We start from the raw sequence: 26755 nt of genomic DNA, 5'->3' as shown, positions 1-26755 counted from the left end.
CCTCTTCTCATTGATCAATATGATCAATGAGAAGCTCCCCCTGCATCAGGGGGAGTTCTTAAGGGCTACACTCTGCCCTTGATCCGGTTGATATGGCCCATCTTGCGGCCTTCGCGCGGCTCATCCTTGCCGTAGACATAAAGTCGCGCCCCGGCTTCGGCGGATAAGCTTTCCCACGCCAGCACGTCCGGCCCCAGAAGATTGGTCATTTCAATCTGGAAGCGGGCCTCAGTGTCACCGAGCGGCCAACCGGCGACGGCACGGATATGCTGCTCAAACTGATCACACAGACAGCCATCCTGCGTCCAGTGGCCCGTATTGTGAACCCGCGGGGCGATTTCATTAAGCAAAAGACTGTCATCACTCAATACAAACAATTCGACGCCTAAAACGCCCACATAATCAAGACCTTCCAATACGCGGGTGGCAATCTCCACCGCATTGGCGCGCAGGGATTCCGACACATAGGCGGGGGCCAAGGTCGTCGATAAAATCCCGCCGACATGGTGATTTTCACCGATGGGATAGGTCTTGACCTCACCATCAAAGCCGCGCGCCGCAATCACGGAAACCTCACGTACGAAATCGGCCTTGGCCTCAAGGATCGCGGCCCGCCCGCCAAGGCTTGCATAGGCCGCCTCGATATCGGCAACATCCCTGATCCACACCTGCCCCTTGCCGTCATAGCCTTCGCGGCGGGTCTTCAGCAGCGACGGCACCCCAAGGCGCTCAACACCAGCGCGCAGATCATCGACCGAATTCACCTCATGGAAATCAACCGTGCGAATACCGACCGAACGGGCAAAGCTTTTCTCACTGACGCGGTCCTGCGTGATGCCAAGTGCCTTTGAATTGGGGGCCACCCGCGCGCCACCGGCCAGCAAATGCTCCAATGAGGCCACCGGAATATTCTCGAACTCAAAGGTGACGACATCACATTGGGCGGCAAATTTATCGAGCGCCTCAAGGTCGGTATAGCGCGCCACTTTTGATAAGGCCGACACACTGGCCGCGGGCGATTCGGCGTCAGGCCCAAACACCACGACCTTGAACCCCAGCCGTGACGCCGCCTGAGACAGCATCCGCCCCAGTTGGCCATCACCTAAAATACCGATCTTTGCCCCAAGCGGGAGAGATTTATCGTGGCGCATTAATCTTCTACACTCTCAGGAACGCCGTCCGTCTGCGCCTGACGCAAGGCCTCGACCCGCGCGGCCAAATCCGCATCATTCAGCGCCAGAATCTGCGCCGCCAAAAGCCCGGCGTTCTTAGCCCCCGCCTCACCGACCGCCAAGGTGCCGACCGGCACGCCCCCCGGCATCTGCACGATCGACAGCAGCGAATCGATCCCCTTCAGGCCGTCCCGCACCGGCACCGGCACCCCAAGCACCGGCAGCGGGGTCAGCGATGCGGTCATACCCGGCAAATGTGCGGCCCCACCGGCACCGGCGATAATCACCTTGAAACCGGCCGCTTTCGCGCCCTTGGCAAATTCGACCATCCGCTCCGGCGTGCGATGCGCAGACACCACCTTCGCCTCATAGGCGACGCCCAGCGCCTCAAGCATATCGGCGGCGTGCTTCATGACCGGCCAGTCCGAGCGGGACCCCATTATGATTGCGACTTGCGGCGATGTAGCCATGTGCGGCGGTGTCCTTAAACGGCATTTTTGGAAAGGCGCGGAGTATAGGGAGAAACGCCCCCGTATCAAGCGCTGATTTCAGTTACAAATCCGACTTATCCCCGGCCACAAAACGGGCATCAAAAACCTGTTCTCTTAACCAAAGAATCTTGTCCCAATTTCATTGCGATGCGGTATAGTTGGCGCAATTACCGGCTAGATGTCGGCACAGGGCCCGCTTATCCTCTCCATCCCCGCCAAAGAGTATCGTCTATGGGTTTAGACCCCACGCATCATAAAACCGCGCACGAAAGTTCAGGCGCTGGTCAAGGCTCTGCGGAGGTCACACCGGCGGAACCCCAAAGCGTGTTTGCCTCGACGGCCTCGATGCAAAGCCTGCTGCAATCCTATTTCGAGGAAATGCAGATCGCCCCGCAGCCCGCGGCCAATTCCAATGCACCCAAGCCGGTTGCCCCCGCAAGCACCGTCAAGATCACCCCGACCGCACCCAAGCCCGCCAAACCCACGCCCGAAACGTCTTCCCGCGACCATTGGCCCGATGAGGCCAAGCGCCTGATCGAGACCCTGACGCGACAGAACCGCGACCTTAAGGCCGGCGTGAAAATATTACAGGATCGCCTCGCCCAGACCGAGAACCTGGCCGACTCAGATGTGCTGACGCCAACGCTGAACCGCCGCGCCTTCCTGCGCGAAGTCCACCGCGCTATGGCCGACTGCCGCCGCTATGATCAGCAGGCCTGTCTGGTGTTTCTCGATCTGGATGGGTTTAAGTTCATCAACGACACCTATGGCCACGCCGCCGGTGATCAAGCCCTGATCCATGTGGCCGACCTGCTCATCGCCAATACCCGCGAAGGCGACAGCATCGGGCGCTTAGGCGGAGATGAATTTGCCATCCTGCTGCGCCATGCCGATCTGGCCTCCGCCAAGGTCAAGGCCATGAAGCTTGAGGCCGAACTGAATATCGCCACCTTCCCGCACAAGAACCTGTTTCTAAAAGTCGGCGGATCGTTCGGCGTGCGCGCCTTCTCCGGCCAGAAAACCGCCGAAGCCTGGGTGTCCGAAGCGGATGCCGCCATGTTCCTGATGAAGAAGTCATCGCGTTAGCAGGGGCACGGCCCCTGCACCCGGAAATTCAGCTATGGTAGTATTTCATGGTCAATATCCACGACTATCTAATTGACCAATCTGGAAAAGACTGGGCGGTTTTATTAGCCGATTGGGTCCCGCCACTACCTTCAGATTTCACGGTATGGATGGTCAATAGGTTCGGCGATGTATTTGCAACCTTTGACGACGGTTCAATCCACATGCTTGATATCGGCGGAGGCTCCGCCACTCAGCTTGCAACTAATCGCGAAGATTTTATCACGCAAATCGGCAATGACGAGACCGCCGACAATTGGCTTTTGATGTCATTGACCAATGCTTGCGTCGCCTCTGGAATGACTTTGAAAAACAACGAGTGTTACAGCTTCAAAATACCACCGCTTCTAGGGGGGCTTTACGAAGTAGACAACATTGAACCTACTGACTTATCCGTGCATTATTCATTTCTGGCCGACATATATATTCAAACCAAAGATTTGCCCGAAGGCTCAAAAGTGAATTTCAAATTTATCGGCTAACTCCCTCCTCCCTATCGAGCGTTGGCGAAGATGGGGAGGTGGCATTGAGCGCAGCGAAATGACGGAGGGGGATAGCGCCGCCTTGGCGTACAATAGCGGTTCTTAGTCATGGTAACACTTTAAAGCCGGTGCCGTTGGCTATGCCTGCGCCGCGCCTCCTCCCCACGCAAGCGTAGGGAGGAGAAGCCGCCCCGGTTTGCCATATACCGTCTGATCCGCTAAACTTTGCGCAATAGCCCGCCTCACGCTACGCTCACGGCCATGAAGTCCCCACGAAAACACCAGTTCGCCAAAAGGTTCCGGCGCGAAATGTCGCCGCCGGAAGTGCGGTTATGGGCACGCTTGCGCTCACGAGCTGAGGGTAATCTGGTGTTCCGCCGACAACACCCTATCGGCCCGTATGTGCTTGATTTTTATTGTTCCGTCGCCAAACTCGCCATCGAAGTCGATGGCGCTCACCACACTTTGGATGATCACCAAATCCGCGATATTAAACGCGATCAATGGCTGGCCGATCAGGGCATTCACACCTATCGTATCCCCTCGGTTCAGGTCATGACAGACGCTAATGAAATGGCGGATGGGGTTTACCGGCTGGCGATTGAGCGGGTAACTAAACCCTGAGCTATCCCCCTCCGTCGCGGACTTCGCCGCGCCACCTCCCCATGCCTTTTAGCGCGCTACCGCCGCACGGGCGGCCCCGTTCGCTGCTTGAGCGCAAGCACAGGGAGGAGAAAGACAACTTATCCCCTCTCCTCGCATTTCCCCCATGCTTAAGGGATGGAAACCGGTACACGCACGGCTGAACGCTATACGCCCGAAGAGCGACGGGCGAAGCTGCGCGCCTTTGCCGACCGGATGCTGGATCATCTTGAAGACATGGCCCCGCCGCAGGAGGTGGCAGAGGTTGAGCGCGGGATGCGCACCGGTTTGCTGATTGAGCGGCTCTATAACCGTGTCGATACTGCTGAGCGCACGGAGCGGGCCAACCCCAAACCACGCACAGAAGCAGAGATTGAGGCCGATGTCGCCAAAAGCCGCGCCGAATGGGCGGCCAAGATCACCCGCATGCGCCTTGAAAGTGAGGCCCGTGAAGCCAGGGCCGCCACGCCTGTAACACCACCTGCGCCCGCGCCTAAACCGGCCTGCCCTCCGGCGCTGAAATCCTCGCTCAAGGCCTTGCACCAGCATGAGGATTTGCAACATTTTGCTGATGAGCTTGAGGACGAACGGGTAAACGGGCTGAACCCCGATTGGGTGCCGCCCTACAAAGCTGAACCTTCTCTAGCCCGGTTTATTGATACCGTAGACCCGCTGACCGCTCCAGTTCAGCACTGGCGACCGACGGAGCGCCCTGATAGCAGCTAAGGCGAAGACGCCCCCCACCGTCTGGCCTTCGGCCATCCACCTCCCCCGGCACACCGGGGGAGTATAAGAAAAGTCACCCACATTTATACCTCCCCAGTTTACTGGGGAGGGGGACCATGAGCGATAGCGAAATGGTGGTGGGGGCTCTTTCTACCAAAAACACCCTCCGTCATGACGCTACGCGCCCTGCCACGGCACGGGTCGTCCCTTTAAGTGCGCTAACGCTTGGCTTCTTGAGCGCGGCCCCTTGCGGTGATCGGGCCATCGAACTCCGCCTCAAGCTCATCCGAGACCGGCCCGTCGCGGGGGGCGGCGATGTCGGCCAGCGCATCGAACTCATTGAAAAACTGATCGCGGAAATCATCGATCTCGATCAGGATTTCATGATCCGATCCGGCGACCTCGACATATTTGCCTTTGGTCAAACGCTTGGCAAAGGCCTTGCTTGGGGCCTTCATGATGATGCTGTCTTCGCCGGAGCAGACCACCGTGATCGGGGTCATGACCTTTTTCAGCAGCTTTTGTTTGTCCTTGATCAGGGCCTCACCAACTTTAAGACAAAACGACAGCCACCCCCAGGTCGGCGTCCCGACCGCCAGATGCGGGCAGGCAAACAATTGCTCCTGCCAGATGTCATAGCGCCGGCGGTCATGGGTCAGGGCATCGTTCTCAAACGTATGTTCAAACGGATCATCAAATAAATCAGGCACATACTCCGTTGTCTGCCCGTGATTGACCTTCCAATCGCACTGAAACGTCACCGACCACAGGGTATGCTTACCCGTCTTGACCCTCAGCATCGGATTGGACAACAGTGCGCCCGCAATGCGCTCATCACCCTTAACCAGGGTCGCCAGATTGAGCGCTGCCCCCATCGAATGGCCGATCACGATCCACGGCTTAGGGGCACGGTCTTCAAACCCGTCCAGCAATCGCTGAAAATCATCCAGAAATTCATCAGCCGAACGGGCATGGCATTTCAGCCGCTCAGGCAACAGCCGCGCCGACAGCCCCTGGCCCCGCCAGTCATGGACCACCACGCAGAAATTGCGTGCCAGAATATCGCGCACGGTTTCATAATATTTTTCAATCGGTTCACCGCGGCCTGGACTGATGAAGACCGTGCCACGCGGCTCACCTTGCGCCGCCGCTCCGCCCGTCGGCACCCAATAGCCCAGTCTTAAGCGCAGGCCACCGGCGCCACGGTACCATTCACCGGCCCCGCCCGGCGGGCACATCGCCTCCGGTATGGACATCAAAGGCGCTTGGGTCGAAAGGGCAGCTATGCGGCTCACGTAAGTTATCTCGTCTGCGGAAGCCGTATTCTAAGGCTTCCTGAATTTCAGGGTCATACGGTCGCTTTCTCCGATTGATTCATAGAGCGCCCCGTCGAAGTCAGGATTAGAAGGCTCTCCGCGCTTCGCTGTCAAGCGTTGAGGCGGCAAGGTCCACACGCCAAAGGGATGATCCTTGGAATCTTTCGGGTTGGCGTTGATTTCACTGGCCTCAACGAAGGTGAAACCGGCCTCGCTCGCCAGTTGCTTGACGAAGGGTTCCTGCACATAGCCGGAAGTGGCCGCCGGATCCTGCACGTTGCCAATATCGGCGCGGTGCTGCTCGACCGCCAGCACACCCCCGGATTTCAGGGCCGCAAACGCATCGGCAAAGGCTTTCTCGGCTATCCCCGCCGCCATCCAGTCATGTATATTCAGGAAAAACAGCACCACATCGGCGGTGCCTGCGGGTGCCAGCGCCGTACTGTTCGGGCCAAATTCGGTGATCCCAATTTCTCCGAACAGCTTTTTGTTGTCACCGAAATGCTGGGTATATTGTTCGCCCAGTGAGACCACCGCCTGACTGGAGGTCGCCGCATCCGTTTCTGCGACTTCAGAAGCCTCTTCGGCGGGGGTGCTGTTTTCAAACAGGGCGGCGATATATTTGCCCTTACCGCGCGCCAGATAGGGGGCCAGAATTTCGGTCATATAGCCCGCACCGGGCCAGACATCGATGATGGTATCGCCGGGCTTAACGCCAAAAAATTTAAGCGTTTCAAGGGGATGACGGAACGGATCGCGGGCTTTGTTAAGCGGATTGCGCCAGCCTCCGGCGACAGCCCATTCCAGCGTGCCTTCTTCACCGGCGGCCACCGGCTCACCGTCCGGCGGCGGCGGCGTTTTCTTGCGGTTGACGCACGAATAGATGCCAAAGGTCGAACCCGTCAGCACCGCGCCGGCAATACCTATGCCGATAAAGTCTCTTTTGGTTAAGGATACCATCTTTGAGAGATTAAACCTTTTCCACGCTTACGCTTTGTTTTTTCGCGCATCTTATCCAAAAACCCCAGAAAGATTTTTTGGCACTTTTTGGGACGCGCTCTCAACAGCCTTTTGCTGATGGCAACAGGTTAAGGGGCAGAATTCAAAAGTCAAAGATGAAAACGCGAAATTTTTGATAAATTTTCGCTACTTATGCGGGCATCACAAAAACAATCACACTCCCCTGCCTATGGCGGGGGAGGTGGATTTTTAGCGAAGCTAAAAAGACGGAGGGGGCCTTTTTCAAGATACCCCTCCGTCTCGTAAACTCGACACCTCCCCATAGAAATGGGGAGGAGGAGTAGAAACTAGCCCTCGCCGGACTCGATTTCCTTCATCGCGCTTTGCAGATAATTAGCCTCGCCCATCATCTTGATCAGGCTAAGCTGGGTCTCCAGCCAATCGATGTGATGCTCGGTATCGGACAGGATCTTTTTCAGCAGTTCACGGCTGACGTAATCTGCATGGTCTTCGCAGTATTTAACCCCGGCGACCAGATCAAGATGACCGCGCACCTCAACCGACAGATCGGCCTCAAGACATTCGGTGATCGTCTCACCGATACGCAGCTTATTCAGATCCTGAAGGTTCGGCAGACCCTCAAGGAAAAAGACCCGCTTGATGAGCATGTCGGCATGCTTCATCTCTTCGATCGATTCTTGGTAGACGATCCGGCCGAGGTGCGTAAGGCCCCAGTTTTCCAGCATCCGCGCATGGAGGAAATATTGATTGATCGCCGTCAGTTCGTTGGTCAGAACCTTGTTCAGCAATTTGATGATGTCGGGATTGCCCTTCATAGCGGCGCCTTTCGCATAAATGTCAAAGGCGCAGCAATGAACGGGTGCGCGCCTACTCTGCGGCGATCGCCATGACCGACTGCTGCTCGGCAATCATCTGGCGAATGTCGCAGACACATTTGGCGCATTGGGCGCGGGTCTGGCAATGGTCAAAAACAGCTTTCGGGGTGGATGCCCCCGATAAAATCGCAGATTTGGCATCTCTTTCGCGAATTGCGTTACAATTACAAACGTACACGAGGGAACCTTACAGCCGTTTTTAAGCACATGACTATGCGAACAAGTCTCATATAGCGCACATCAGAGCCATTCGCAAGATTTATGCGAATGCGTTGCAAAGATTCGTGCAAATGCGTAGCAAACCTCAATCTAATGAAGTGGTTATTCTACGCTCACCCGCCCTATGACACCGTAAAAGGCGGTTTCATTGTTATTTTAACCGTTTGCCGCTTATTAAAAAATATGTCATCGGACACGTCATGACCCAGAAATCAGCCCAGAAATCAGCCCAGAAATCAGCGCCCCCCCGAACACCCTGCCAGATCTATCTGATCACGCCGCCGAAGATCGCTGACCTTGGCGCGTTCGCCCGTGACCTTGAGGCCGTGCTTGAGGCGGCCCCCATAGCGGCCCTGCAAATCCGACTGAAAGACGTCACCGATTATGAGATTGTGGATGTCTCAAAGGCCATAACGCCAATCGCTCACAAACATGGCGTCGCCGTGATCATGAATGACCGTGTGCCGTTGGTGAAATCACTGAAACTGGACGGCGTGCATCTGGGCCAGAGCGATATGTCGCTGAAAGAAGCGCGTAAGATTTTGGGGCCGGAGGCTATGATCGGCATCACCTGCCACAATAGCCGGCATCTGGCGATGGAAGCGGCGGAAAACGGCGCGGACTATGTGGCGTTTGGCGCGTTTTATCCGACCTCGACCAAGGACGTTCTTCATATGGCCGAACTTGAAACCCTAAGCATCTGGCAGGAAAGCATGGAAATCCCGTGCGTCGCCATAGGCGGGATCACGGCCGAAACAGCCGCCGAAATCTACGCCGCCGGTGCCGACTTTATTGCCGTCTCTGGCGCCGTATGGAACCACGCGGGCGGCCCCGTCGCCGGTATCAAGGCTCTGACGGCGGCGCTGGCTTAGGCGCCTACTCAGCCCCTTGCGGCCAGGTTAAGCGCAGTTCTGACACCGCCGGAGCCACGCCCTCAAACGCAGGATCATCACTGCGCAACGGGTGATCGCCGCGCAAAGCTTCGGGCAAGGCGGCCTTATCCGGTACGGCAAACCTGAGTTTCAGCGCGCAGCCATCAAGGTGCGCCAGCGCCCCCCCTCTGAAATCGACCACAGTGCCGCCCGCCTCCCAGCCAAAGCCCATCAGCACAAACGGCTTGCCATTGGCGGCCTCCACCTCTTTCAATGTTGTCCCCAGACGCACACCACCCGGCCCGACCCAATCCGTCGCCGTAGGTGTCAGAGACGCATCTGACACCTGCGTCATGGCCGTATCCCAGAACAGCACCTCGATGCGACGTTGCGGCATCTTGGGGTACAAAACCACGGTGCGCGACACCTCGCCCTCAAGGCCGCGAATGACGTTAATCCGCGCCTGCCCACGATAGATTTCGGTCAGGGCCTTGGCGTTTAAGTCTTTGGACACCGGCACGGTGCAGTTGAGGATATTGCTCTCGGATACCCCTGCTGAGGCCGCCGCTTCACTTATGGCGCGCTCAGCCACCGCGCCGGGCCCTAGGTCTTCGGGCTCAGGCTGGCGTGAACAGGCGGTAAGGATAAGCCCCCACACTATCAAACCGCCCAGCCTAAGCCTCATTATCAACTCCTTATGCGCCGTCGTTTGGAGCACAATATATTATCTCTAATACCCTTCTCCCCGCCCGCGGGGAGAAGGTGGTCTGACATCGCAGATGGCGGACCGGATGAGGGGCAAAACCGATATCCGGCGCGTTTGACGTAGCGGTCAGGCCCCTCACCCGACCCTCTCCCCGCAAGCGGGGAGAGGAGAAGGCCGCACAGCTCACTTCGTCATAAAGCTAAACTATTGCGTATCCATAAATAGCCCTTTCCCGGCTCACGCGAACCGAAAGGATCGCCCCCTTGCCTTTGAGGCCCTTTGCGCGTAGTAACGCGCGCAAGCTTTTTTCGGCTGCGCGTGGTGCGCGGCGCTTTCTTTGACAAGTCGTATCTCATGCCCAAAATTAATGCGAACACCATCAAACCCGGTATGGTTCTGGAATATCAGGGCGGTCTGTGGACCGTCGTGAAGACCGCCCACGTAAAACCCGGCAAGGGCGGCGCCTTTGCTCAGGTCGAGCTGAAGAACCTGATCACCGGCACCAAGCTGAATGAGCGTCTGCGCTCAGAAGATACGGTCGATCGCGTTACGCTTGAGCAGAAAGATCACCTCTACCTGTTTGAAGACGGCGACATGCTGGTGTTCATGGATCAGGAAAACTACGAGCAAATCAGCCTGCATAAGGATTGGGTCGGCGAAGACCAGATCCAGTACCTGCATGATGGCATGGTCGTGATTTTGGAATTCCACGATGAGCGTCCGATCTCGATCACCTTGCCCGACACCGTGATCCTCGAGGTCGTGGAAACCGAGCCGACTATCAAGGGCCAGACAGCATCCTCGTCCTATAAGCCCGCCAAGGCCTCCAACGGTATGCGCGTCATGATCCCGCCGTTCATGGGCGTGGGTGAACGCATCGTGGTTGCCACCGAAAACGGCGAATATATGAAAAGAGCCGATTAAAAACCCATTCTCCTCCCCTGCCTGCGGGGGAGGTGTCATTGAGCCTGCGAAAATGACGGAGGGGGCATCCACGGCGCTGGTTTGCCCCCTCCACCGCTTCGCGGTCCCCCTCCCCCGTAAAAACGGGGGCGGAGAATAAAAGGAATTTCACATGATCCTGCAATCCTCCCTCATCCAGGTCATGGTCGCTTCGGTCCGTAAGTCGCTGAAGGGCATTTCGCGCGATTTCGGCGAAGTGACCGAACTTCAGGTCTCACGCAAAGGCCCCGGCGATTTCGTCACCGCCGCCGATAAGCGCGTCGAAGCCGCTCTGTTTGAAGAACTGACCCGCGTGCGCCCCGGCTACGGCTTTCTGGGTGAAGAACAGGGCCTGATCGAAGGCACCGACAAGTCCCACACCTGGATTGTCGATCCGATTGACGGCACCACCAACTTCATGCACGGCATCCCGCACTTTGCCTGCACGGTCGCACTGGAACGTAACAGTGAGATCGTTGCCGGGGTGACCTTTAACCCGATCACCAACGACCTGTACTGGGCCGAAAAGGGCAAGGGTGCCTACCATAACGACCGCCGCCTGCGCGTCTCGTCGCGTAAGCAACTGGACGAAACCGTCATTGCCACCGGCCTGCCGTTCATAGGTAAGGCCGGTCATACCCAGGCCCTGAAAGAACTGCACCAGATCATGCAGCGTACCGCCGGCATCCGCCGTATGGGCGCCTGCTCGCTCGATCTGGCTATGGTCGCTGCGGGTCAGTATGACGGCTACTGGGAACGCGGCCTGAAGCCGTGGGACATGGCCGCCGGGCTGTTGCTGGTGGCGGAAGCTGGCGGTAAGGTCACCTCAATTGAGAACGACGAATCGCCGATGAAAACCGGTGAATTGCTGGCCACAAACCTCGATCTGTACCCTCAACTGCTGGATAAGCTTAAAATCGGCGCATAAGCGCATCCCCAAAAGTGTAACGCGGTTTTGGGATACAGATGCGCGCCATAACGAAAGCGCATCCCGCTTGACATTTTGCGTGTTGCGCTGGCCAATGTAGCGCTAACATAAAAAGAAATGTCTACGGGAAGCGCTATTATGATTACACGTCGATCCGGCCTGAAACTGGCTTTAGGCATGGGAGTGGCCACAGTTCCGCTCCCTGCCCTTGCCGATAGTGGTATCCGCATATTGGGCGGGGCGGGCGATCTGCTCGGCGAAGGGCCGTTATGGTCAGCCGATACCGGTCGCATCTTCTGGGTCAACATCGCCGCCCAGAAAATCTATGCGCTGAACCTGAAAACCAAAGCCTTGCAGACATGGGATGCGCCGAAACCCGTCTGTTATCTGGCCGAACGCAAATCGGGCGGCATGATCGCGGGCCTCAGTGACGGGGTTTATGCGTTTGATGAAAAGACTTCGGCCTTTACCCTGCTGATCAAACCCGAAGACCGCACTGATACCCGCCTCAATGACGGTAAGGTCGATGCCAAGGGCCGCCTGTGGACCGGCACCATGCACCTGCCGTGGTCGGAAAAAGTCGGGGCCTTTTACCGCGTCGACACCGATCTGAAAGCCACCAAGGTTGACGGGCCGTACCTATGCACCAACGGCCCGACCTTCAGTCCCGATTTGAAGCGGCTGTGGCACGTCGAGTCGTTCGACAAGGTGGTCTATGTCTTTGACGTGGCCACTGACGGCAGCCTGTCCAACAAGCAGGTGTTTTCCGATTTCAAAGCCCATGAAGCCGACGGCTGGGGTGGGCCGGACGGCATGGTCACAGACATCAACGGCGGGGTGTGGATCGCCCACTATGGCGGCGGGCGCATCAGCCGCTTTTTCCCGGATGGCAAGCTTGATTTTCAGGTCAAACTGCCCGCCAGCCAGATCACCAGCCTGACCTTTGGCGGCGATAAGCTGGATCACCTGTACATCAGTTCCGCAGCGCAATTCCTGCCCGACGGTGCGCCGGACAAGGCCGTGGCCGGTGCCCTGTTCGAGGTACCCCCGTCCCTTCTGCGCGGTCATAAGGGCTTACCGACGAATAAGTTCGGGGGTTAGTTTCTTATACTCCCCCAACACACTTTAGTGCGCTACCGCTGCGCTGCTTGAGCGCGCATGGGGAGGTATAATGCAGCCTCTCCTCCCTACGCAGTGGGGAGGTGGCAGCGAGCACCGCGAAGCTGACGGAGGGGTACAGCACGTCACAAAGGTACCCCTCCGTCTTTTGGCTAACGCCAAAATCCACCTCCCCATCTTTGATGGGGAGGAGATTCTACGGCGTATTGAACTGCAATTCCGCCAGTCGCGCATAAAGCCCGCCGCGGGCGACCAGTTCGTCATGGGTGCCGCTTTCAACGACCTTGCCGCCATCCATGACCACGATCCGGTCGGCCTTAAGCACGGTCGCTAAGCGGTGGGCAATCACCAGAGTGGTCCGCGTCGTCATGGCCTCATTCAGCGCCGCCTGCACCAGCCGCTCATTTTCGGCATCGAGCGCACTGGTCGCTTCATCCAGCAGCAGGATCGGCGCATCCCTCACCAGAGCCCGCGCAATCGACAGGCGCTGTTTCTGCCCGCCGGACAGAGACTTGGCCCGTTCACCCAGGGGCTGATTGAACCCTTCGGGCAGGACCTCAATAAAGGCAATCGCCTGCGCCTTGGCGGCGGCGGCACGGATATCCTCATCACTGGCCCCCGCATTACCAAAGCGAATATTATCGGACGCCGAACCGGAGAACAGGGCGGCATCCTGCGCCACCAGCGACAGCCGTTCCCGCACTGCCTTGGGGTCAGCCTGCGCGATATCAACGCCGTCCATGAAAATATGGCCGCCCACCGGCTCATAATAGCGCAACAACAACCGGAACACGGTCGATTTTCCGGCCCCTGATGGCCCCACCAGAGCGACGGTTTCCCCCGGCCTGACCTCCAGCGAGAAACCATCCAGCACCGGTAGATCGGGCCGCGACGGATAACCAAAGGAGACATTATCAAACCGGACATGGCCCTGCGCCGGTACGGGCAAAACGACCGGGTTTTCCGGTGCCTTAATGCCTGGTTCAGCGCTTAACAGTTCATCGATGCGGCTCATAGCACCGGCGGCCTTTTGCACATCACCCCAGGTCTCAGATAACGATCCGACCGACCCGGCCACCAACACCGACAGGATGACGAACTGGATCAGCGCGCCTTCGCTCATGTCGCCGCTTAAGACCGACCGCGCCCCCAGCCACAGCACCAGAGCCACCCCACCAAACACCAACGATATCACCATCGCCGTCATGATGGCCCGCGCGCTCATGCGCTTCAGTGAGGTGGCATAGGCCTCATCCACGGCCTGAGAAAACTTAGTCTTGGCAAAGGCTTCGCGCACAAAGGCCTGCACGGTCTCTAAGGCATCCAGCGTTTCACCGGCAAAGCCCACGGCTTGGGCAAAGCGATCCTGAGCCTTACGGGTCAGGCGGCCAACACTGCGGCCGTAGGTGAACAAAGGGATCAGCACAAACGGGAATATCAGCAGCACCAGTCCGGTCAGTTTCGGGCTGACGAACAGCAGCAAAATCAACCCGCCGATAAAGCTTAAGGCGTTGCGCAAAGCAATCGAAATGGCCGACGACACCAGAGTATCGATGATCTGAAGATCAGTCGTCAGGCGCGAAACCACTTCGCCGGTACGGATTTTCAGGAAGAAGCCGGGATCGAGGCCAAGGATATGGCCGAACACATCCTGACGCAAATTGGCGACCACCCGCTCGCCCAGCTTGGTGATATAATAGTACCGTAGCGCCGTGGATATGGCCAGCATGACCGCAACACCTGCCAGCACCAGAAACCAGCGGTTCAGCTCCGCCGCATTGCCGGAGCCAAAGCCATTATCGATCAGAAAGCGCGACGCCCCCGTAAGCCCCAGAGTCGACACCGACGACAGCAAGAGAAACAGCACCGCAAAACCGGCATCGGTCTTTTGCCGCAACAGATACGGCACCAGCCTCTGTAGCGGTTTCAGGTCACGGGTCTTGGCCCGCCCGCCCGCGGCCTGAGACAATTGCGCGGCCAGTTCGCCGCCCGATCCGGGACGGTCAGCAGTGGCAGTATCGGACGGTGACGGTTGCAGATTATCGGCCATGATGGCGGTCTTTACAGAGGAATGGCTTGCGCCGCAACGGCTCATGCTGTAATGAGCGCCCTTCGGATTTTGGCTCAGGGATTGTCCCTTGGCTGCATAACCCTTTTTGCGCGTCCGCGAACATGTTGGTCGGACGTATCAAGGAACCTAAAATGAAAAAAGATGGTCACCCCGATTATCACTGGATCACCGTCACCCTGACCGACGGTTCGTCCTACCAGACACGCTCCACCTACGGCAAGGAAGGCGCTGTCCTGAACCTCGACATCGACCCGCGCACCCATCCGGCATGGACCGGCGGCGCCAACACCCTGCTTGACCGCGCCGGCCGCGTGTCGCGCTTCAACAACAAGTTCGGCGGCTTCCTTAAGAAGTAATCTCCTCCCCTGTTTACGGGGGAGGTGTCTCGACTTGTCGAGACGGAGGGGGCATTTTAGCCCACGACATTTAAATCTGGCTCAGGGCAACTTGAGCCGGATTTTTTGTGTTAAGACGCAGCTATGACCCCACGGCACACCCCTTATGACGGCTCATCAAAACTGTTTCAGATCGGCCTGAAGCCGCTCGATGCGCATGACTGGATTGATGCGGACGTACATCTGCTGACCTATCTGGATGCCAAGGATCAGGTCATGAACCGCGCACCCCATGAGGTGTTTGTGGCTGAGGCGGGCACCGAGGCCGCGCAAGGAGAGGTTCTGCACCTTCTGGCCGATCATTTGCCGCAAAGGTTTCCCGATACTTATCACCGCTTTGGGCCGCAGATCGATATTGTACCGGCGTTCCGGCGGGTGCGAATGGATGCGCCGTTCCTACCGCCGCTGCTGATCGCCGCGGGTCTGGTGCAGGAAGATCTCGTGCTGATGCGCAAAGGCGATGATGGCTGGCGATTATCAGCCGGATGCGTTTGTTTTGCGTCATCGTGGAGCTTGCCCGAAAAGTTCGGTAAGGCGCTGGAGGTCATTCATGGCCCTGTGCCGGGGTTTTCGGCGGGGACGCGTAACGCCACCATCATGGACCGGATTTTCGATAACCTGACGCCCGATCAGCCGGTCGTGCGCTGGAACTGGTCGGTTTATGGTAATGACGAACTGCACCACCCGCATATTTCGCCACCGCATCGGTTTGATGACGGCATTTATCTGCGGCTGGAGCGCCAGACCTTGCGTAAGCTGCCGGTCAGCGGCGATATCCTGTTCACCGTCCGCATCTATATCGACCCGCTGGAAGCCCTCAACCGCCGCGAAGATGGTGCGGAATTGGCGCAGGCGATTGCCGCACAGATCGAGGCGCTATCGCCGGAGGAACTGGACTATAAGGGCCTGACGGTGGAGAAAGACCGGCTGTTAAAACGGTTGGGAGAGATTGCCGGTTAATAAACACCGTGATAGCTTTTTCACTTCGGGGGGAAGATATGAAACGCCTGCTTCTATTGCCTTTACTACTTTTGTCAGCTTGCGTCAGCGGGCCACAAACTTCCACAAACATTTCCCGTGTTAGCGTCCTTGTTCCCGGTGAAGGTTATGTCGGCGGGTGTTTCGCTGGCTTTTTCAGGCCAGATAATGAGTTCAAAGCCGATAAAACAAGAGCCTGGATATTTGTCGATCCATACGACGGAACAGCCGACATACGTTTCAATCGCCAATATGTGAAACTCTCAGTAGCTTCTTCAAGTGGCAGTGAAGATGAAAAACGCGTCCGCAAGACATTCATCAGTTCCAGTCCTGAACTTAAGGCTGATCTGGACTACACGGTCACGAACGTTGATGAAGAGGGTTGGCTCACTTTGGTGGGCATGCTGAAAGTTGAATCGGAAGGTCACTCTGAAGTCATAGCCGTAAAAGGTATGGGCGGTTGTTAAGTGCAACCAGCAGATTAAGTAGCCCCCTCCACCATCTGCGCTACGCTTGATGGTCCCCCTCCCCCGCTTCGCAGGGGCGGAGAAGAAATAGCCACTTCCTTAATTCCACCGGCCGGAAAATCGTGAGATTTGAGGCGAGTAGCAGGAAGCTAGCGACGTGGGTATGTTTGATACCCGCAAGCGACGCTGACGCCCTAATCGGCCAAAGACCGCGATTTTCCCCGCGATTTTTTATGCTGCTAATTGTTCTTTGACCCGCTCCGCCAAGGTCTTGATGTCGAGCGGTTTGGGCAGGAAGGAAATATTGGCCTCGTTATCGAGCAGATCCGAGAACTCGGCCTCGGCATAGCCGGAGATAAACATCACCGGCACATTGCCAATCAGCGGACGGGCCCGCTTGAGCATGGACGGCCCGTCAAGGCCCGGCATGATCACATCGGAGATCAGGAGATCAAACTTGCCGTCTTCGGCCTCAATGATATCGAGCGCTTCTTCGCCGTCAGCGGCCTCAAGCACCTCATAGCCGCGCTGACGCAGCAGACGGGCAGCGATACCGCGCACGATGTCTTCGTCCTCGACAAACAGGATACGGCCCGCGCCGGACATATCCTTGGGCGTGACCTTGGCGACTACGGGCGGCGCGACCGGTGCGGCTTCGGGGACGGCGACCTCAATCTTGACCGGCAGGAAGATGCGGAAGATTGCGCCGTGGTTAGGCTCAGGGGCGACGACCGAGGTGATGGTGATGTGACCGTCGGCCTGATTGACAATGCCGTAGACGGTGGCGAGACCAAGGCCGGTGCCTTCGCCCTGCGGCTTGGTGGTAAAGAACGGCTCAAACACCTTGGCCATGATGTCAGGCGGGATGCCGGGGCCATTGTCGGACACTTCGATCAGGGCCGCGCCCTGTTCGGGGGCATCGGCCCAGCCGAGTGCCGCGGCCTCAGATTGCGTCAGCACCGCCGTTTTGATACGCACCTTGCCACCGCCGGACGCGTGAACCGCATCGCGGGCATTGACCACCAGGTTCATGACCGCCATTTCCATCTGGCTCTTGTCAGCATGGATATTGGGCAGGTCGCGGCCATAGTCGGTTTCAAGCTTGACGTCTTCGCGCATCAAACGGCGCAGGAAGACCTCGAACTCAGAGACCAGTTCACCAATGTTAAGCGTGACGCGCTTAACGGTCTTTTTGCGGGCAAAGGCCAGTAGCTTTGAGACCAGATCCTCAGCGCGGGTGCCAATCTGGCGGATTTCTTTCAGGCCATCATAGGACGGATCGCCGAGCGGATGGTTATAGAGCAGTTCATCGATGCGCAGTTTCAGGCCGGTCAGGAGGTTGTTCAGATCGTGAGCGACCCCGCCCGCAAACTGCCCGATGGCCTGCATCTTTTGTACCTGAGCCAGGCTTTGTTCCAGCTCCTTTTGTTCAGACACATCAAACAGATAGACCATGAAGCCGGTCGTGTCTTCGGAGATCAGCATCTGCACCGGCAGGTCGGGATTGGCCGCCAGATGAATATCAAAGCGCCCGCTTTTGCCGCTGATGAGGCGGGATTCAGTTTCGGCACGCGAGGCCTGGGTTAAAAGATCACCAAAGTTGCGATCGGTCAGGTCGTCGGCTGAGGCTTTCAACAGGCGGGCAAAGGCGGCATTGACACCAACGACCGTCGCTGACAGCAGGTCATCCCCGCTGAGCAAAGCCTTACCAAACGGTGCGCCGCGCGCAAATGAATCGAATGCACCGCCGGTTTCGGTAGCTGGTGCCGGTGTCTCAATCAGGAAACTGTCATTTGCATGATCCCCCTGCGCCGGTTCGGCATAAACGGCCACTTCGGGAACCACTACCGGCACGGCCCGCACCAGCACCTGATCATCGGTCAGGCGCGTGGCGGTCACATCGAAATCCCCTCCGGCAAACGCAAGCGTGGCACGGCCCAGACCGTGGGCGCGGGCGTCTTTCATGGCGACAAACATGGCCGGGGCCGCTGCCCCTTGCGGCAGACGCCGATCAGACCCGCCAATGGCCCGCCAGCCCTTATTGGCTGCCAGAACCCGTCCGTCGAGCGCGGCGACCACAGCGGCCTCAGTCAGGGCGTCAACCAGATGGCGGGCCTGAAGGCCGTCACCGGATGCGTGATCGTCACCGAAAAATGCGAATAGGCCCATACCGATCACTCCTGCTACCGCCACCAATACCGCCGCCAGAACCATGCCCAATGGCAAGGTGCCGGATACTACCCAGAAGGCCGCGGATGCCGTTATCACTACCACCGCAATCCACGCCACGGTCCACAGAGTTTTCCGGTCTGATAATCGTGCAGCGATCGCCCGGATATCAAAGGCAGGCGATGCGGTAAGATGGTCTGACTCGGAAGCTGCGGACACAATAACTCCTGAGATATAAACGGTTCATCAAAGCACAGGCCCGCCCGTAACTTTGCGAATCACGTCAGTAGGATAACGGATTTCGGCCCATCTGACCCGTCAAGATTGAACGAAGTGTTTATGCGCAGGATAAAGAACGATCTAATGTTATGTATCGATGTGCGCCAAGCTTGCAGCCCAATAGATAGCCGTCACTTTATTATCTTTGAAGAAGACAAAAACCCGGCCATCCCATCCAAGTTTTTGAACACGATAATAATCGAAAGTATGGCCACGGCCACAGGCAACACGCTTTTGCCAAACCTCATCGCAAACATCAGAATCGTATTTAATTTTAGGCTGTTTTTCATCTGAATTTGGGTAAAATATCGCCCCGGAATCAATCATCTTTTCACGAGCTATTTGGCGCGTATCGCCGATCTTTACCCCGAATTTTTTACCCGTATCCACATACCCATAATAGACTGTATCCGTTCCCAGTCTCACAGGCCCCGGCGGTTGTTCCGAACAGCCATGTAAAGCAACCGACAGAACAACAAGGCTAACCCTGATAATTTTACCGAACATTCCCCACCCCTGTGTCACTAATTTCGGTCACCATAAATATTTCCGTGAAAAAGTACACTGAGCGTCAGCGAGGGACTTTTTTACGAAGCCCTAAAATCCGCGCTTCTTGCGGGCCATAACGAAGCCGATCAGCTTGGCCACCGCCACGAAATGCTCTTCGGGGATGATCTCATCCAGATCAACCGCCGCATAGAGCGCACGCGCCAGCGGCGGGTCTTCGACAATCATGACTTCATGCTTGGCCGCCTCTTCGCGGATACGTAAGGCCACGGCATCGACGCCCTTGGCCACGCACATGGGCGCAGGCGTGTCTTCGGCATCGTACCTGAGCGCCACCGCATAGTGGGTCGGGTTAGTGACCACGACGGTCGCGGTCGCCACATTGGCCATCATGCGCTGACGGCCCTTTTCCATGCGGATCTGACGCAGGCGAGCCTTGACGTGCGGATCACCTTCGGCCTGCTTATATTCGTCCTTTTGCTCGGTGCGCGACATCTTCATTTTCTGGGCGAAGCGGAATTTTTGCCACAGGAAATCAAGCCCTGCGCCCACAAACAAAAAAATGCAGACCGCCATCGTCATGACGATCAGGGCATCGCGCACATAGGGGAAGATCAGCACCGGCGACCCGCCCGCCAGCATCGGAATGTCCATCAGCCGCGGCTTAAGCACCACCCAGACGATCCATGAGGTGATGATGACCTTGACGAAGGTTTTCAGAAACTGCACCAGCGCATCAATGCCGAACAGGCGGCCAAAGCCCTTGATCGGGTCAAGCTTATTAAAGGTCGGTTTCAGGCTTTCGGTCGAAAACAGAAGCCCCGTCTGCAACAGGTTGCCAGCGATCCCCAGCACAAACGCGCCGGCCATCACCAGCGCAATTACCGGCAGGACGATCAGAATAATATGACGGGCAATCTCAACCCCGCCGCCATTATCGAGGTTTTTGACCAGGGCATGCGGCATGGCCAGAAACGGCGTCAGGCTTTCGATCAGGCTAAGGCATATTGGCTCGCCATACATGGCAATCACGGCGCAGGTGCCGATCAGGCCCATGACCTGCGGCAGATCCGGGGTCTTGGCGACCTCACCCCGTTTTCGCGCATCGTCCAGTTTCTTGGCCGAGGCTTCTTCTGTTTTATCTTCGTCATTCCCCTCGGCCATGATCTATTCTGGCCTTATGAAGAAGGACAGAAAGTCACGGTAGTGGGTCAGGAACATGGTCCCCGACACCCCAAGGCCAATGGCAAAGACGCTCAACCCCAGCAGAACACTTAAGGGGGATGAGGCGAAGAAAATCGGAAAATTCGGCATGATCCGGCCGACAAAGCCGGTGGCAATGTTAAAGATAAGGCTAAAGGCGATGACCGGCGCCGAAATCTGAATGGCGACCATAAAGGTCTGAGAGACCGTCCGGATCATCATGGTGACCGCATCCCCGATCTTAATGGCGGCTCCGGGTGTGAAAATCTGATAGGAATCGACAATGCCTTCGATGAACAGGTGGTGCAGGCCCGTGGCATAGATCAGCACCAACCCCAGCAGCGCCAGAAAGGTAGCCAGAGTCGTGCCCGGCTGGGCCTGCATCGGATTGGCCGTCTGCGAAAACGACAGGGTCGTACTCAGCGACAGGATTTCCCCCGCAACGGCCAGAGCGGCGATAAATACCCGGATGATCGCCCCCATCATCAAACCGATCAGAAGCTCCAGAATAATCAGCCCGCCGGCTTCACCGACACTGGCCGGCAGAGGCGGAATCTGCGGCCCCAGAACAGGCAGCATCATCAGCGAAAAGACCAGCGAAAACCCTAAGCGCATCCGCGGCGGCACGGCCTGATCACCCAGTCCGGGCAAGAGCATGACCACCGCTCCGATGCGCAGGAAAATCAGCCCCGCGGCCCAGACCTGCTGTGACGGGCCGAAAAACGACACGACTTCGGTGGCGGTCTGCACATCAGCGGGGGTTAGGGGGAGGCTCATTGCACCCCGCCTCACATACCGGCGATTCGGGCCGCAATCTCACGCATAAAGGTCGACAATAGCCCGCCCATAAACGGCAGGACCAGCAACAAGGTGGCGAAGATGGCGATAATCTTGGGGGCATAGATCAGGGTGGCTTCCTGAATCTGGGTCAGGGCCTGAAACAGACCAATGACCACCCCGACGACGAGGCCGACCAGCAACACCGGCGCACAGAGCTGAATCGTCAGCCAGATCGCATCGCGGCCCACATCCAAAACTTCGCCACCGGTCATGAAACGCTCATCCTAAATCTTAATATTTGCCCGCAGACCGGCAGGATATGCCGACCATACGGGCAGAAAATGCACCCCGGAGGGTTAATTTCGCATTAAGGGTTAGCGCGATTCTGACAAGGTGCGCGAAGGAAAAAAACGCTCGGCTTGACAACAATTAGACAATTAGCTAATTATAAAATTATGAACACCGTATTCAAAGCCCTGTCCGATCCAACCCGCCGCCGCGTCTTGCAGCTTTTGCAGACCGGCCCGTTGAGCGCGGGCGACATCGGCAAACACTTCGATGTGTCCGCCCCCACCATGTCGGCCCACTTTGCGGTGTTGAAAGAGGCTGACCTTATCCACGCCGAAAAGGCCGGAAAGTCGGTCATTTACCATTTGAAACTGTCGGTACTCGAAGACGCCCTGCTGGGGTTTGCCCAGTCGTTTGGCATCGGCGAGGACACCTCAACCTCATCCGTTAAGCTGGAGATTAAGCCGTGAAAAAAGATATTTTGGGATCGCTGGCCTGGGCCGCCGCCATGATTTTATCGGCACTGGCCGCCAGCTATGGACGCGCTCAGGGCTATATCGATCAGGAAACGGTGCTCAGGGTGGTGGCCATGAACGGGCTTTATATTGCCTATCTGGGCAACAGCATCCCCAAAAAAGTCGCCCCCAGCGTCCATGCCCAGAAGGTCAATCGCTTTGCGGGTTGGGTGCTGGTCATCAGCGGTCTGATCTATGCGGGCTTCTGGGCCTTGGCGCCGCTGGATCTGGCTATGACTATCGGCACCGGCGCGGTCGCCGTCGGGGCCATACTGACGCTGGGCTATTGCCTCGGCCTGCGTTCACAGACGCGGGCGGGGGCGTAAAAGAGCCCCCACCACCCCTTTGCTACGCAAAGCGGTCCCCCTCCCCAGTGAACTGGGGAGATATGACAAAGTAGCCTACTCTTAATTTCCACTGTCCCAAAATCGTGAGATTTGAGTCGAGTACTAGGCGTCTAGCGCCGCAGGTAGACTAACTACCTGCAAGCGACGACAACGACGTAATCGGCCAAAGACCACGATTTTTAAATGGGCATGCGCATGATTTCTTGATACGCCGCAATCACTTGATCGCGCACCGCAATCACGGTTTCAAGCGACGCCTCAGCGCTGGAAATGGCCGTGACCGCATCGATCAGTTCGGTTTTCCCTTGAGCCTGCAAAGCGATCTGGTTTTCGGCATTGGCCGTTGAGGCATAGGTCTGCTGCACGGTATTTTGCAGCAGGCTTGAGAACTTCGAGCCGATATCCGGCGTACCCTGCGCCTCATCCCCGCCGGAGATTTTATTGAACTGACTTTGGGCGGCGCCGTAAGCCTTGGCTGCTAGGATCGGATTCACTTACAACTCCTAGCGCTTGAGAATATCGATCGTGCGCTGCTGCATAGCGCGCGCCGTATCGATGACATTTAGGTTGGCCTCATAGGCACGCTGGGCTTCGCGCATGTCCATCGTCTCAATCAGCGAATTGACGTTGGGGCGTTTGACATAGCCCTTGGCATCAGCCGCCGGATGGGACGGGTCATGCTCGACCGAGAAATCGCTCATGTCCGGCTTGACCTGTGCCAGTCTCACGCCGGTCGTGCCGTCGATGGGAGCAGCCTGAAAAACCGGCACCTGACGGCGATACGGGTCACCACCGGGGGTCTTGGCCGTCGATTGGGCATTGGCGATATTTTCCGCGATGATGCGCATCCGCGCCTGCTGGGCCTTAAGGGCAGATGCCGCCGCCACCATAGCCGAGTTCTGCGTCAGGTTTTCACCGCGTTGCGATTTGATCGTGGGCATAAGCTATTCCTTATCTTTAGCCGTTATCTGGGCCGCGTCGAAGCCATACGCAGCATGGCCAGCGATTTCTGATAAAAGCCGATGGCCGCATCGTACTGCATCCGGCTTTCGGCCATTTTGAGCATTTGCTCTTCGACCACCACCGAATTGCCATCCAGCGTCGTTTCCGAGTCGGGTGCTATCACAGCCTTGGCATTATTGGCCAGCCCGCCTGCCGGCGCGATGTGACCTGCGCGCGTGGCCGCCATCTTAAGCTCGCCCGACGCCTGCCCCTTCATGGCGGCGGCAAAATCCTGCGGCCTCAGATCGCGAGGTTTAAAGCCCGGCGTTGAGGCATTGGCGACGTTTTGGGCCACCACCTTCTGGCGCTGCCCCAGCCAGCCCATCTGGGTTTTCAGGGCTGAAAAGATGCCGATCTTATTCAGATCCATTAAGGCTGTACCTTTACAAAGATTAACCACCTGACGCCGACTCATCCTATAGGACAAGTCAGCTAAGCAAATTATGCCCAGTTTTTGGTTAACAACGCCTTTACGATAACCGCTTGTTAACCCCCGCCGGGCATGGCTAATCGTGTAGAATTTTAGTGACGCGCATTTGAGTCCGAAAACCGCTGCACACTTTTCGGAATGCGCTTTTGGGAGTATCTATGGATCTGGTCGGCGTGCTGAGGGCCGTGTTTGCGCTGATGACGGTGTTGGGCCTTATTCTGGGTCTGGCCTTCGTCTTGCGCCGCTATGCGCCGCAACTGATGGCACGCCTCACCGCTCCACGCGGCCAAAAACGTATGCAGGTGGTCGAAACGCTTGTGCTCGATCCCGCGCGGCGTCTGGTTCTGGTGCGGCTGGATGATGAGGAGCGCCTGCTGCTGCTCGGCGAAGGTAAGGAACTGATCGAACCGCGCCAGTTTCCTAAGCCCAAGCCCAAATTGCCGCCCTCACCTGAGCCCGCGCCCGCGGTGAAGCCTGCTCTGCGCACCCGCCCCCTGTCGGATAAGGATCTGTAATGACCAAATCCGTCACGCTGTCCACGGCGCGCAAACCCAAAACACCAATGCCAAACTGGGCGACTTACGGGTTGTTGCTGGCGGGATTCATCATAGGCTTTGCCATGATGATCATGCCGACCCAGGTTCTGGCGCAATCGATCAATCTCGACCTCGGCACCGGCGGCGGCTTAAGCTCGCGCATCGTGCAGATGATCGGCCTGCTGACGGTGCTGTCGCTGGCACCGTCAATCGTCGTCATGACGACGTCGTTTATCCGGATTGTGGTGGTGCTGTCGCTGCTGCGGACCGCGCTTGGCCTGCAACAAAGCCCGCCCAATGCGGTGATCATTTCCCTGTCGCTGTTTCTGTCGGCCATCGTCATGGCCCCGACCTATCAGGAAGCCTATCAGGCTGGCATCCGTCCGCTAATGGATCAGGAAATGGAACTTCCCCAAGCCTTTGATGCGTCGTCTGAGCCCGCCAAGCGCTTTATGCTGTCTCAGGTCGACGAAAAAGATCTGGCCCTGTTTGTGCGCCTGTCCAAGGTTGAACGTCCTCAGGAAGCCATCGATCTGCCCATCACCGTCATCACCCCGGCCTTTATGATCTCGGAGCTGAAAAAGGCGTTTGAGATCGGGTTTTTGCTGTTTGTGCCGTTTCTGGTGATCGACCTGGTGGTCGCGTCCGTGCTGATGAGCATGGGTATGATGATGCTGCCGCCAGTCGTGGTGTCCCTGCCGTTCAAGCTGATTTTCTTTGTTCTGGTCGACGGCTGGAACCTTGTGGCCGGGTCACTGGTCGAAAGCTTCCAGAAGGGCACAGGAACGGGGTAGATGCGGCTACCATTTATCTTCGTCGGCCAATTCGAGACTACAGCAAATGGCACGAAAGTCCGCAGGTGGTTCCGAAAGTATGCGTATGCGCTTCAGGATGAAGCGCTGACTCAAAAAATTAAATCCACCATAAACAGTAGCAAGTTGACGGTGATTAGTCAGGCTCTGGGCACAGGTTCTTTTTTGTTTGCCATGTGTCTGAGCTATATGCTCGGCGGTATTGATTGGTTGAGCTTTTGGAATATTATTCTCATGTCCATTATAGCCCTTCCCTTTTCGCTGGCCTATCTGATCTACAATGAATGGCAGCTCAATCGTTTGCTAAAAACGGCTCCGCGACATAGCGAAGCCGTTTCCAGATAAGCGCATCGCCTCTAAAACGCGTCCGCCGCATTGGTACCCTTGGTGCTTAAGGCCTGATAGGCGGCGGTCGTGGCGCCGTAGAACAGCGCATAACCTATGCCGGACAGCAGGCCGCTGATGACGATCTGAATACCATAAATGCCGGTAAACAAGGCCGTAAGCGACGACATATCCGGCTGCATGATCTGACTGGCGGCTTCGGAAAAGCCGATACCCATGCCCATCGCCACGCCGAACAAAACCCCGAACACCACCGCCGCAATCATGATCACCACAATGGTTAGCAGGACATAGCCGCCCAGCAGGGTCCAGCCGCTGCCCTTGGTCAGTTTGAAGCTGCCCAGCAGATTGATTTTGCGCTCATCGAAACTTTGCACCAGCGCCAGCGACCAGCGGCTGAGGATATAGATAAATGCCACCACAGCGGCGACGGCGACGATAAAGATCAGGATACCGCCCAGCACACCGTTGGCCCGCGTTACCAAACTGGCGAGCACCAGAGGAATCATAGCGGCGACCAGAAATAGAATATAGAACAGGAAAAACGCCAGATACCACAGGATGGTCGCAATGACCTGACGTAGTTCGTGGCTGCCCAGTTGCATATAGCCAAAGCCCTTCGCGGAGGGCTGCAACACCGTTCGGTAGACGGCGCACTGAATGACGGCTGAGACCACAAGACCGATAAGCCCCGCCAGCAGGGCCGACGGCAGAATGGCCGCCAATTGCCCGAAGACGGCGGTGGGATCTGCGGGCGGTGACTGTTCATAGCTTTGCAAAGCCGCCAGCGATGTCCCGCCCATCAGGACCATAAGCACCGTCGCGACCAGACTGACCACCGTATAGACGACGCCCCACAGCAACACCGCCACCGGATTTTTCTTGATAATCTCAAAGCCTGCAAAGGCAAAATCGATCGACAGTTTCATGGTTCCCTCCCGCTATAGGTGCAAACGGTATCCTATGACGCGGGCTGGCACAAGCCACCCTTAAGGTGCAAAAAAAGGGAGGGCCATAAGCCCTCCCTCTCATCTT

General features: G+C 57.2%; 33 protein-coding genes. 16 read left to right on the top strand and 17 right to left on the bottom strand.

The annotated features are described in order from the left end of the window. Positions 1-65: 65 nt before the first annotated feature. Both PQU98_RS14615 and purE read right to left on the bottom strand, forming a co-directional pair. Positions 66-1151, bottom strand: a complete 1086-nt coding sequence (locus tag PQU98_RS14615) for a 5-(carboxyamino)imidazole ribonucleotide synthase (RefSeq protein ID WP_272745696.1) — start codon at positions 1149-1151, stop codon at positions 66-68. Continuing rightward, complete coding sequence (gene purE / locus PQU98_RS14610) at positions 1151-1642, bottom strand: 5-(carboxyamino)imidazole ribonucleotide mutase (protein ID WP_272745695.1); 492 nt, start codon at positions 1640-1642, stop codon at positions 1151-1153. The genes PQU98_RS14615 and purE overlap by 1 nt, the downstream gene beginning before the upstream one ends. 252 nt (positions 1643-1894) lie before the next feature. Here purE and PQU98_RS14605 point away from each other — a divergent pair, with 252 nt between their 5' ends. The 4 genes from PQU98_RS14605 to PQU98_RS14590 all read left to right on the top strand — a co-directional run bounded on the left by PQU98_RS14605 (position 1895) and on the right by PQU98_RS14590 (position 4638). Beyond that, positions 1895-2749, top strand: a complete 855-nt coding sequence (locus PQU98_RS14605; protein ID WP_272745694.1) for a GGDEF domain-containing protein — start codon at positions 1895-1897, stop codon at positions 2747-2749. Positions 2750-2796: 47 nt separating this feature from the next. Further along, positions 2797-3270 carry a T6SS immunity protein Tdi1 domain-containing protein gene (locus PQU98_RS14600; RefSeq protein ID WP_272745693.1) on the top strand — a complete coding sequence of 158 codons (474 nt, stop codon included), beginning with the start codon at positions 2797-2799 and terminating at the stop codon, positions 3268-3270. 261 nt (positions 3271-3531) lie between these two features. Next, positions 3532-3894 (top strand): endonuclease domain-containing protein, encoded by a 363-nt coding sequence (locus tag PQU98_RS14595; RefSeq protein ID WP_272745692.1) that lies wholly within the window; start codon positions 3532-3534, stop codon positions 3892-3894. A 156-nt stretch (positions 3895-4050) separates the two neighbouring features. Next, the gene (locus PQU98_RS14590) at positions 4051-4638 is read left to right on the top strand and encodes a hypothetical protein (protein WP_272745691.1); all 588 of its coding nucleotides are present in this window, start codon (positions 4051-4053) and stop codon (positions 4636-4638) included. 218 nt (positions 4639-4856) lie between these two features. On the opposite strand, the gene PQU98_RS14585 is transcribed toward PQU98_RS14590, so the two are convergent. The 4 genes from PQU98_RS14585 to PQU98_RS14570 form a co-directional block, all read right to left on the bottom strand. Further along, the gene (locus tag PQU98_RS14585) at positions 4857-5894 is read right to left on the bottom strand and encodes an alpha/beta hydrolase (protein WP_272745690.1); all 1038 of its coding nucleotides are present in this window, start codon (positions 5892-5894) and stop codon (positions 4857-4859) included. Positions 5895-5963: 69 nt separating this feature from the next. Continuing rightward, positions 5964-6914 (bottom strand): class I SAM-dependent methyltransferase, encoded by a 951-nt coding sequence (locus tag PQU98_RS14580; protein ID WP_272745689.1) that lies wholly within the window; start codon positions 6912-6914, stop codon positions 5964-5966. Between the two features lie 347 nt (positions 6915-7261). Beyond that, a complete protein-coding gene (gene bfr / locus PQU98_RS14575; protein ID WP_272745688.1) occupies positions 7262-7750 on the bottom strand; it encodes a bacterioferritin in 489 nt (162 codons plus the stop codon). A gap of 52 nt (positions 7751-7802) precedes the next feature. Further along, positions 7803-7988, bottom strand: coding sequence for a (2Fe-2S)-binding protein (locus PQU98_RS14570; RefSeq protein ID WP_272745687.1), 186 nt, complete (start codon positions 7986-7988; stop codon positions 7803-7805). Positions 7989-8229: 241 nt separating this feature from the next. On the opposite strand from PQU98_RS14570, the gene thiE reads away from it, so the two are divergent. Then, positions 8230-8901: a thiamine phosphate synthase gene (gene thiE / locus PQU98_RS14565; protein WP_272745686.1), complete on the top strand. Its 672-nt coding sequence runs from the start codon at positions 8230-8232 to the stop codon at positions 8899-8901. Between the two features lie 4 nt (positions 8902-8905). Here the strand turns inward: thiE and PQU98_RS14560 are convergent, their stop codons facing one another. Beyond that, a complete protein-coding gene (locus PQU98_RS14560) occupies positions 8906-9586 on the bottom strand; it encodes a hypothetical protein (RefSeq protein WP_272745685.1) in 681 nt (226 codons plus the stop codon). A gap of 375 nt (positions 9587-9961) precedes the next feature. On the opposite strand from PQU98_RS14560, the gene efp reads away from it, so the two are divergent. The 3 genes from efp to PQU98_RS14545 all read left to right on the top strand — a co-directional run bounded on the left by efp (position 9962) and on the right by PQU98_RS14545 (position 12578). Continuing rightward, positions 9962-10531 carry an elongation factor P gene (efp, locus tag PQU98_RS14555; RefSeq protein WP_189486323.1) on the top strand — a complete coding sequence of 190 codons (570 nt, stop codon included), beginning with the start codon at positions 9962-9964 and terminating at the stop codon, positions 10529-10531. Between the two features lie 151 nt (positions 10532-10682). Next, positions 10683-11477, top strand: a complete 795-nt coding sequence (locus tag PQU98_RS14550) for an inositol monophosphatase family protein (RefSeq protein WP_272745684.1) — start codon at positions 10683-10685, stop codon at positions 11475-11477. Between the two features lie 138 nt (positions 11478-11615). Next, positions 11616-12578 (top strand): SMP-30/gluconolactonase/LRE family protein, encoded by a 963-nt coding sequence (locus PQU98_RS14545; RefSeq protein ID WP_272745683.1) that lies wholly within the window; start codon positions 11616-11618, stop codon positions 12576-12578. A gap of 214 nt (positions 12579-12792) precedes the next feature. Here the strand turns inward: PQU98_RS14545 and PQU98_RS14540 are convergent, their stop codons facing one another. After that, complete coding sequence (locus tag PQU98_RS14540; RefSeq protein WP_272745682.1) at positions 12793-14646, bottom strand: ABC transporter transmembrane domain-containing protein; 1854 nt, start codon at positions 14644-14646, stop codon at positions 12793-12795. Between the two features lie 152 nt (positions 14647-14798). On the opposite strand from PQU98_RS14540, the gene rpmE reads away from it, so the two are divergent. The 3 genes from rpmE (at position 14799) to PQU98_RS14525 (ending at position 16507) form a co-directional block, all read left to right on the top strand. After that, entirely contained in the window at positions 14799-15023 is a 225-nt protein-coding gene (rpmE, locus tag PQU98_RS14535; protein ID WP_272745681.1) for a 50S ribosomal protein L31, read from the top strand. 123 nt (positions 15024-15146) lie between these two features. Further along, the gene (locus tag PQU98_RS14530) at positions 15147-16022 is read left to right on the top strand and encodes a heme-dependent oxidative N-demethylase family protein (RefSeq protein ID WP_272745680.1); all 876 of its coding nucleotides are present in this window, start codon (positions 15147-15149) and stop codon (positions 16020-16022) included. Positions 16023-16060: 38 nt separating this feature from the next. Beyond that, positions 16061-16507, top strand: coding sequence for a hypothetical protein (locus tag PQU98_RS14525; protein WP_272745679.1), 447 nt, complete (start codon positions 16061-16063; stop codon positions 16505-16507). 231 nt (positions 16508-16738) lie between these two features. Here PQU98_RS14525 and cckA read toward each other — a convergent pair whose 3' ends face one another. The 5 genes from cckA to fliQ form a co-directional block, all read right to left on the bottom strand. Then, complete coding sequence (cckA, locus tag PQU98_RS17105; RefSeq protein ID WP_272745678.1) at positions 16739-18895, bottom strand: cell cycle histidine kinase CckA; 2157 nt, start codon at positions 18893-18895, stop codon at positions 16739-16741. A gap of 147 nt (positions 18896-19042) precedes the next feature. Next, positions 19043-19462, bottom strand: a complete 420-nt coding sequence (locus PQU98_RS14515) for a hypothetical protein (protein WP_272745677.1) — start codon at positions 19460-19462, stop codon at positions 19043-19045. A 90-nt stretch (positions 19463-19552) separates the two neighbouring features. Beyond that, a complete protein-coding gene (gene flhB / locus PQU98_RS14510) occupies positions 19553-20626 on the bottom strand; it encodes a flagellar biosynthesis protein FlhB (RefSeq protein ID WP_272745676.1) in 1074 nt (357 codons plus the stop codon). A gap of 3 nt (positions 20627-20629) precedes the next feature. Then, the gene (gene fliR, locus PQU98_RS14505) at positions 20630-21442 is read right to left on the bottom strand and encodes a flagellar biosynthetic protein FliR (protein WP_272745675.1); all 813 of its coding nucleotides are present in this window, start codon (positions 21440-21442) and stop codon (positions 20630-20632) included. 11 nt (positions 21443-21453) lie between these two features. Next, a complete protein-coding gene (gene fliQ / locus PQU98_RS14500) occupies positions 21454-21717 on the bottom strand; it encodes a flagellar biosynthesis protein FliQ (protein ID WP_272745674.1) in 264 nt (87 codons plus the stop codon). 183 nt (positions 21718-21900) lie between these two features. Between fliQ and PQU98_RS14495 the strand changes: the two genes are divergently transcribed. Further along, the gene (locus tag PQU98_RS14495; RefSeq protein WP_272745673.1) at positions 21901-22203 is read left to right on the top strand and encodes an autorepressor SdpR family transcription factor; all 303 of its coding nucleotides are present in this window, start codon (positions 21901-21903) and stop codon (positions 22201-22203) included. Further along, entirely contained in the window at positions 22200-22574 is a 375-nt protein-coding gene (locus PQU98_RS14490; RefSeq protein ID WP_272745672.1) for an SdpI family protein, read from the top strand. Before PQU98_RS14495 ends, PQU98_RS14490 begins: the two co-directional genes overlap by 4 nt. 200 nt (positions 22575-22774) lie before the next feature. Here the strand turns inward: PQU98_RS14490 and fliE are convergent, their stop codons facing one another. Genes fliE through flgB form a run of 3 tightly spaced genes read right to left on the bottom strand, consistent with a single transcriptional unit; the run spans position 22775 to position 23967 of the window. Next, entirely contained in the window at positions 22775-23089 is a 315-nt protein-coding gene (gene fliE, locus PQU98_RS14485) for a flagellar hook-basal body complex protein FliE (RefSeq protein WP_272745671.1), read from the bottom strand. A 9-nt stretch (positions 23090-23098) separates the two neighbouring features. Then, positions 23099-23536 carry a flagellar basal body rod protein FlgC gene (gene flgC / locus PQU98_RS14480; protein ID WP_272745670.1) on the bottom strand — a complete coding sequence of 146 codons (438 nt, stop codon included), beginning with the start codon at positions 23534-23536 and terminating at the stop codon, positions 23099-23101. 23 nt (positions 23537-23559) lie between these two features. Then, positions 23560-23967 carry a flagellar basal body rod protein FlgB gene (gene flgB, locus PQU98_RS14475; protein ID WP_272745669.1) on the bottom strand — a complete coding sequence of 136 codons (408 nt, stop codon included), beginning with the start codon at positions 23965-23967 and terminating at the stop codon, positions 23560-23562. Positions 23968-24185: 218 nt separating this feature from the next. Here flgB and PQU98_RS14470 point away from each other — a divergent pair, with 218 nt between their 5' ends. From PQU98_RS14470 to PQU98_RS14460, 3 genes are read left to right on the top strand one after another with little or no spacing between them, the layout of a single operon-like run. Further along, positions 24186-24542: a flagellar biosynthetic protein FliO gene (locus tag PQU98_RS14470; protein ID WP_272745668.1), complete on the top strand. Its 357-nt coding sequence runs from the start codon at positions 24186-24188 to the stop codon at positions 24540-24542. Positions 24543-24589: 47 nt separating this feature from the next. Next, positions 24590-25357 carry a flagellar type III secretion system pore protein FliP gene (gene fliP / locus PQU98_RS14465; protein ID WP_272745821.1) on the top strand — a complete coding sequence of 256 codons (768 nt, stop codon included), beginning with the start codon at positions 24590-24592 and terminating at the stop codon, positions 25355-25357. Beyond that, the gene (locus PQU98_RS14460; RefSeq protein ID WP_272745667.1) at positions 25358-25720 is read left to right on the top strand and encodes a hypothetical protein; all 363 of its coding nucleotides are present in this window, start codon (positions 25358-25360) and stop codon (positions 25718-25720) included. Between the two features lie 11 nt (positions 25721-25731). On the opposite strand, the gene PQU98_RS14455 is transcribed toward PQU98_RS14460, so the two are convergent. Continuing rightward, complete coding sequence (locus tag PQU98_RS14455; protein ID WP_272745666.1) at positions 25732-26649, bottom strand: hypothetical protein; 918 nt, start codon at positions 26647-26649, stop codon at positions 25732-25734. Positions 26650-26755: the final 106 nt, after the last annotated feature.

This window comes from Asticcacaulis machinosus, assembly GCF_028550435.1.
Lineage (GTDB): Bacteria > Pseudomonadota > Alphaproteobacteria > Caulobacterales > Caulobacteraceae > Asticcacaulis > Asticcacaulis machinosus.
The sequence above is the reverse complement of the archived record's forward strand: the minus strand, read 5'-3'. Positions and strand labels throughout refer to the sequence as shown.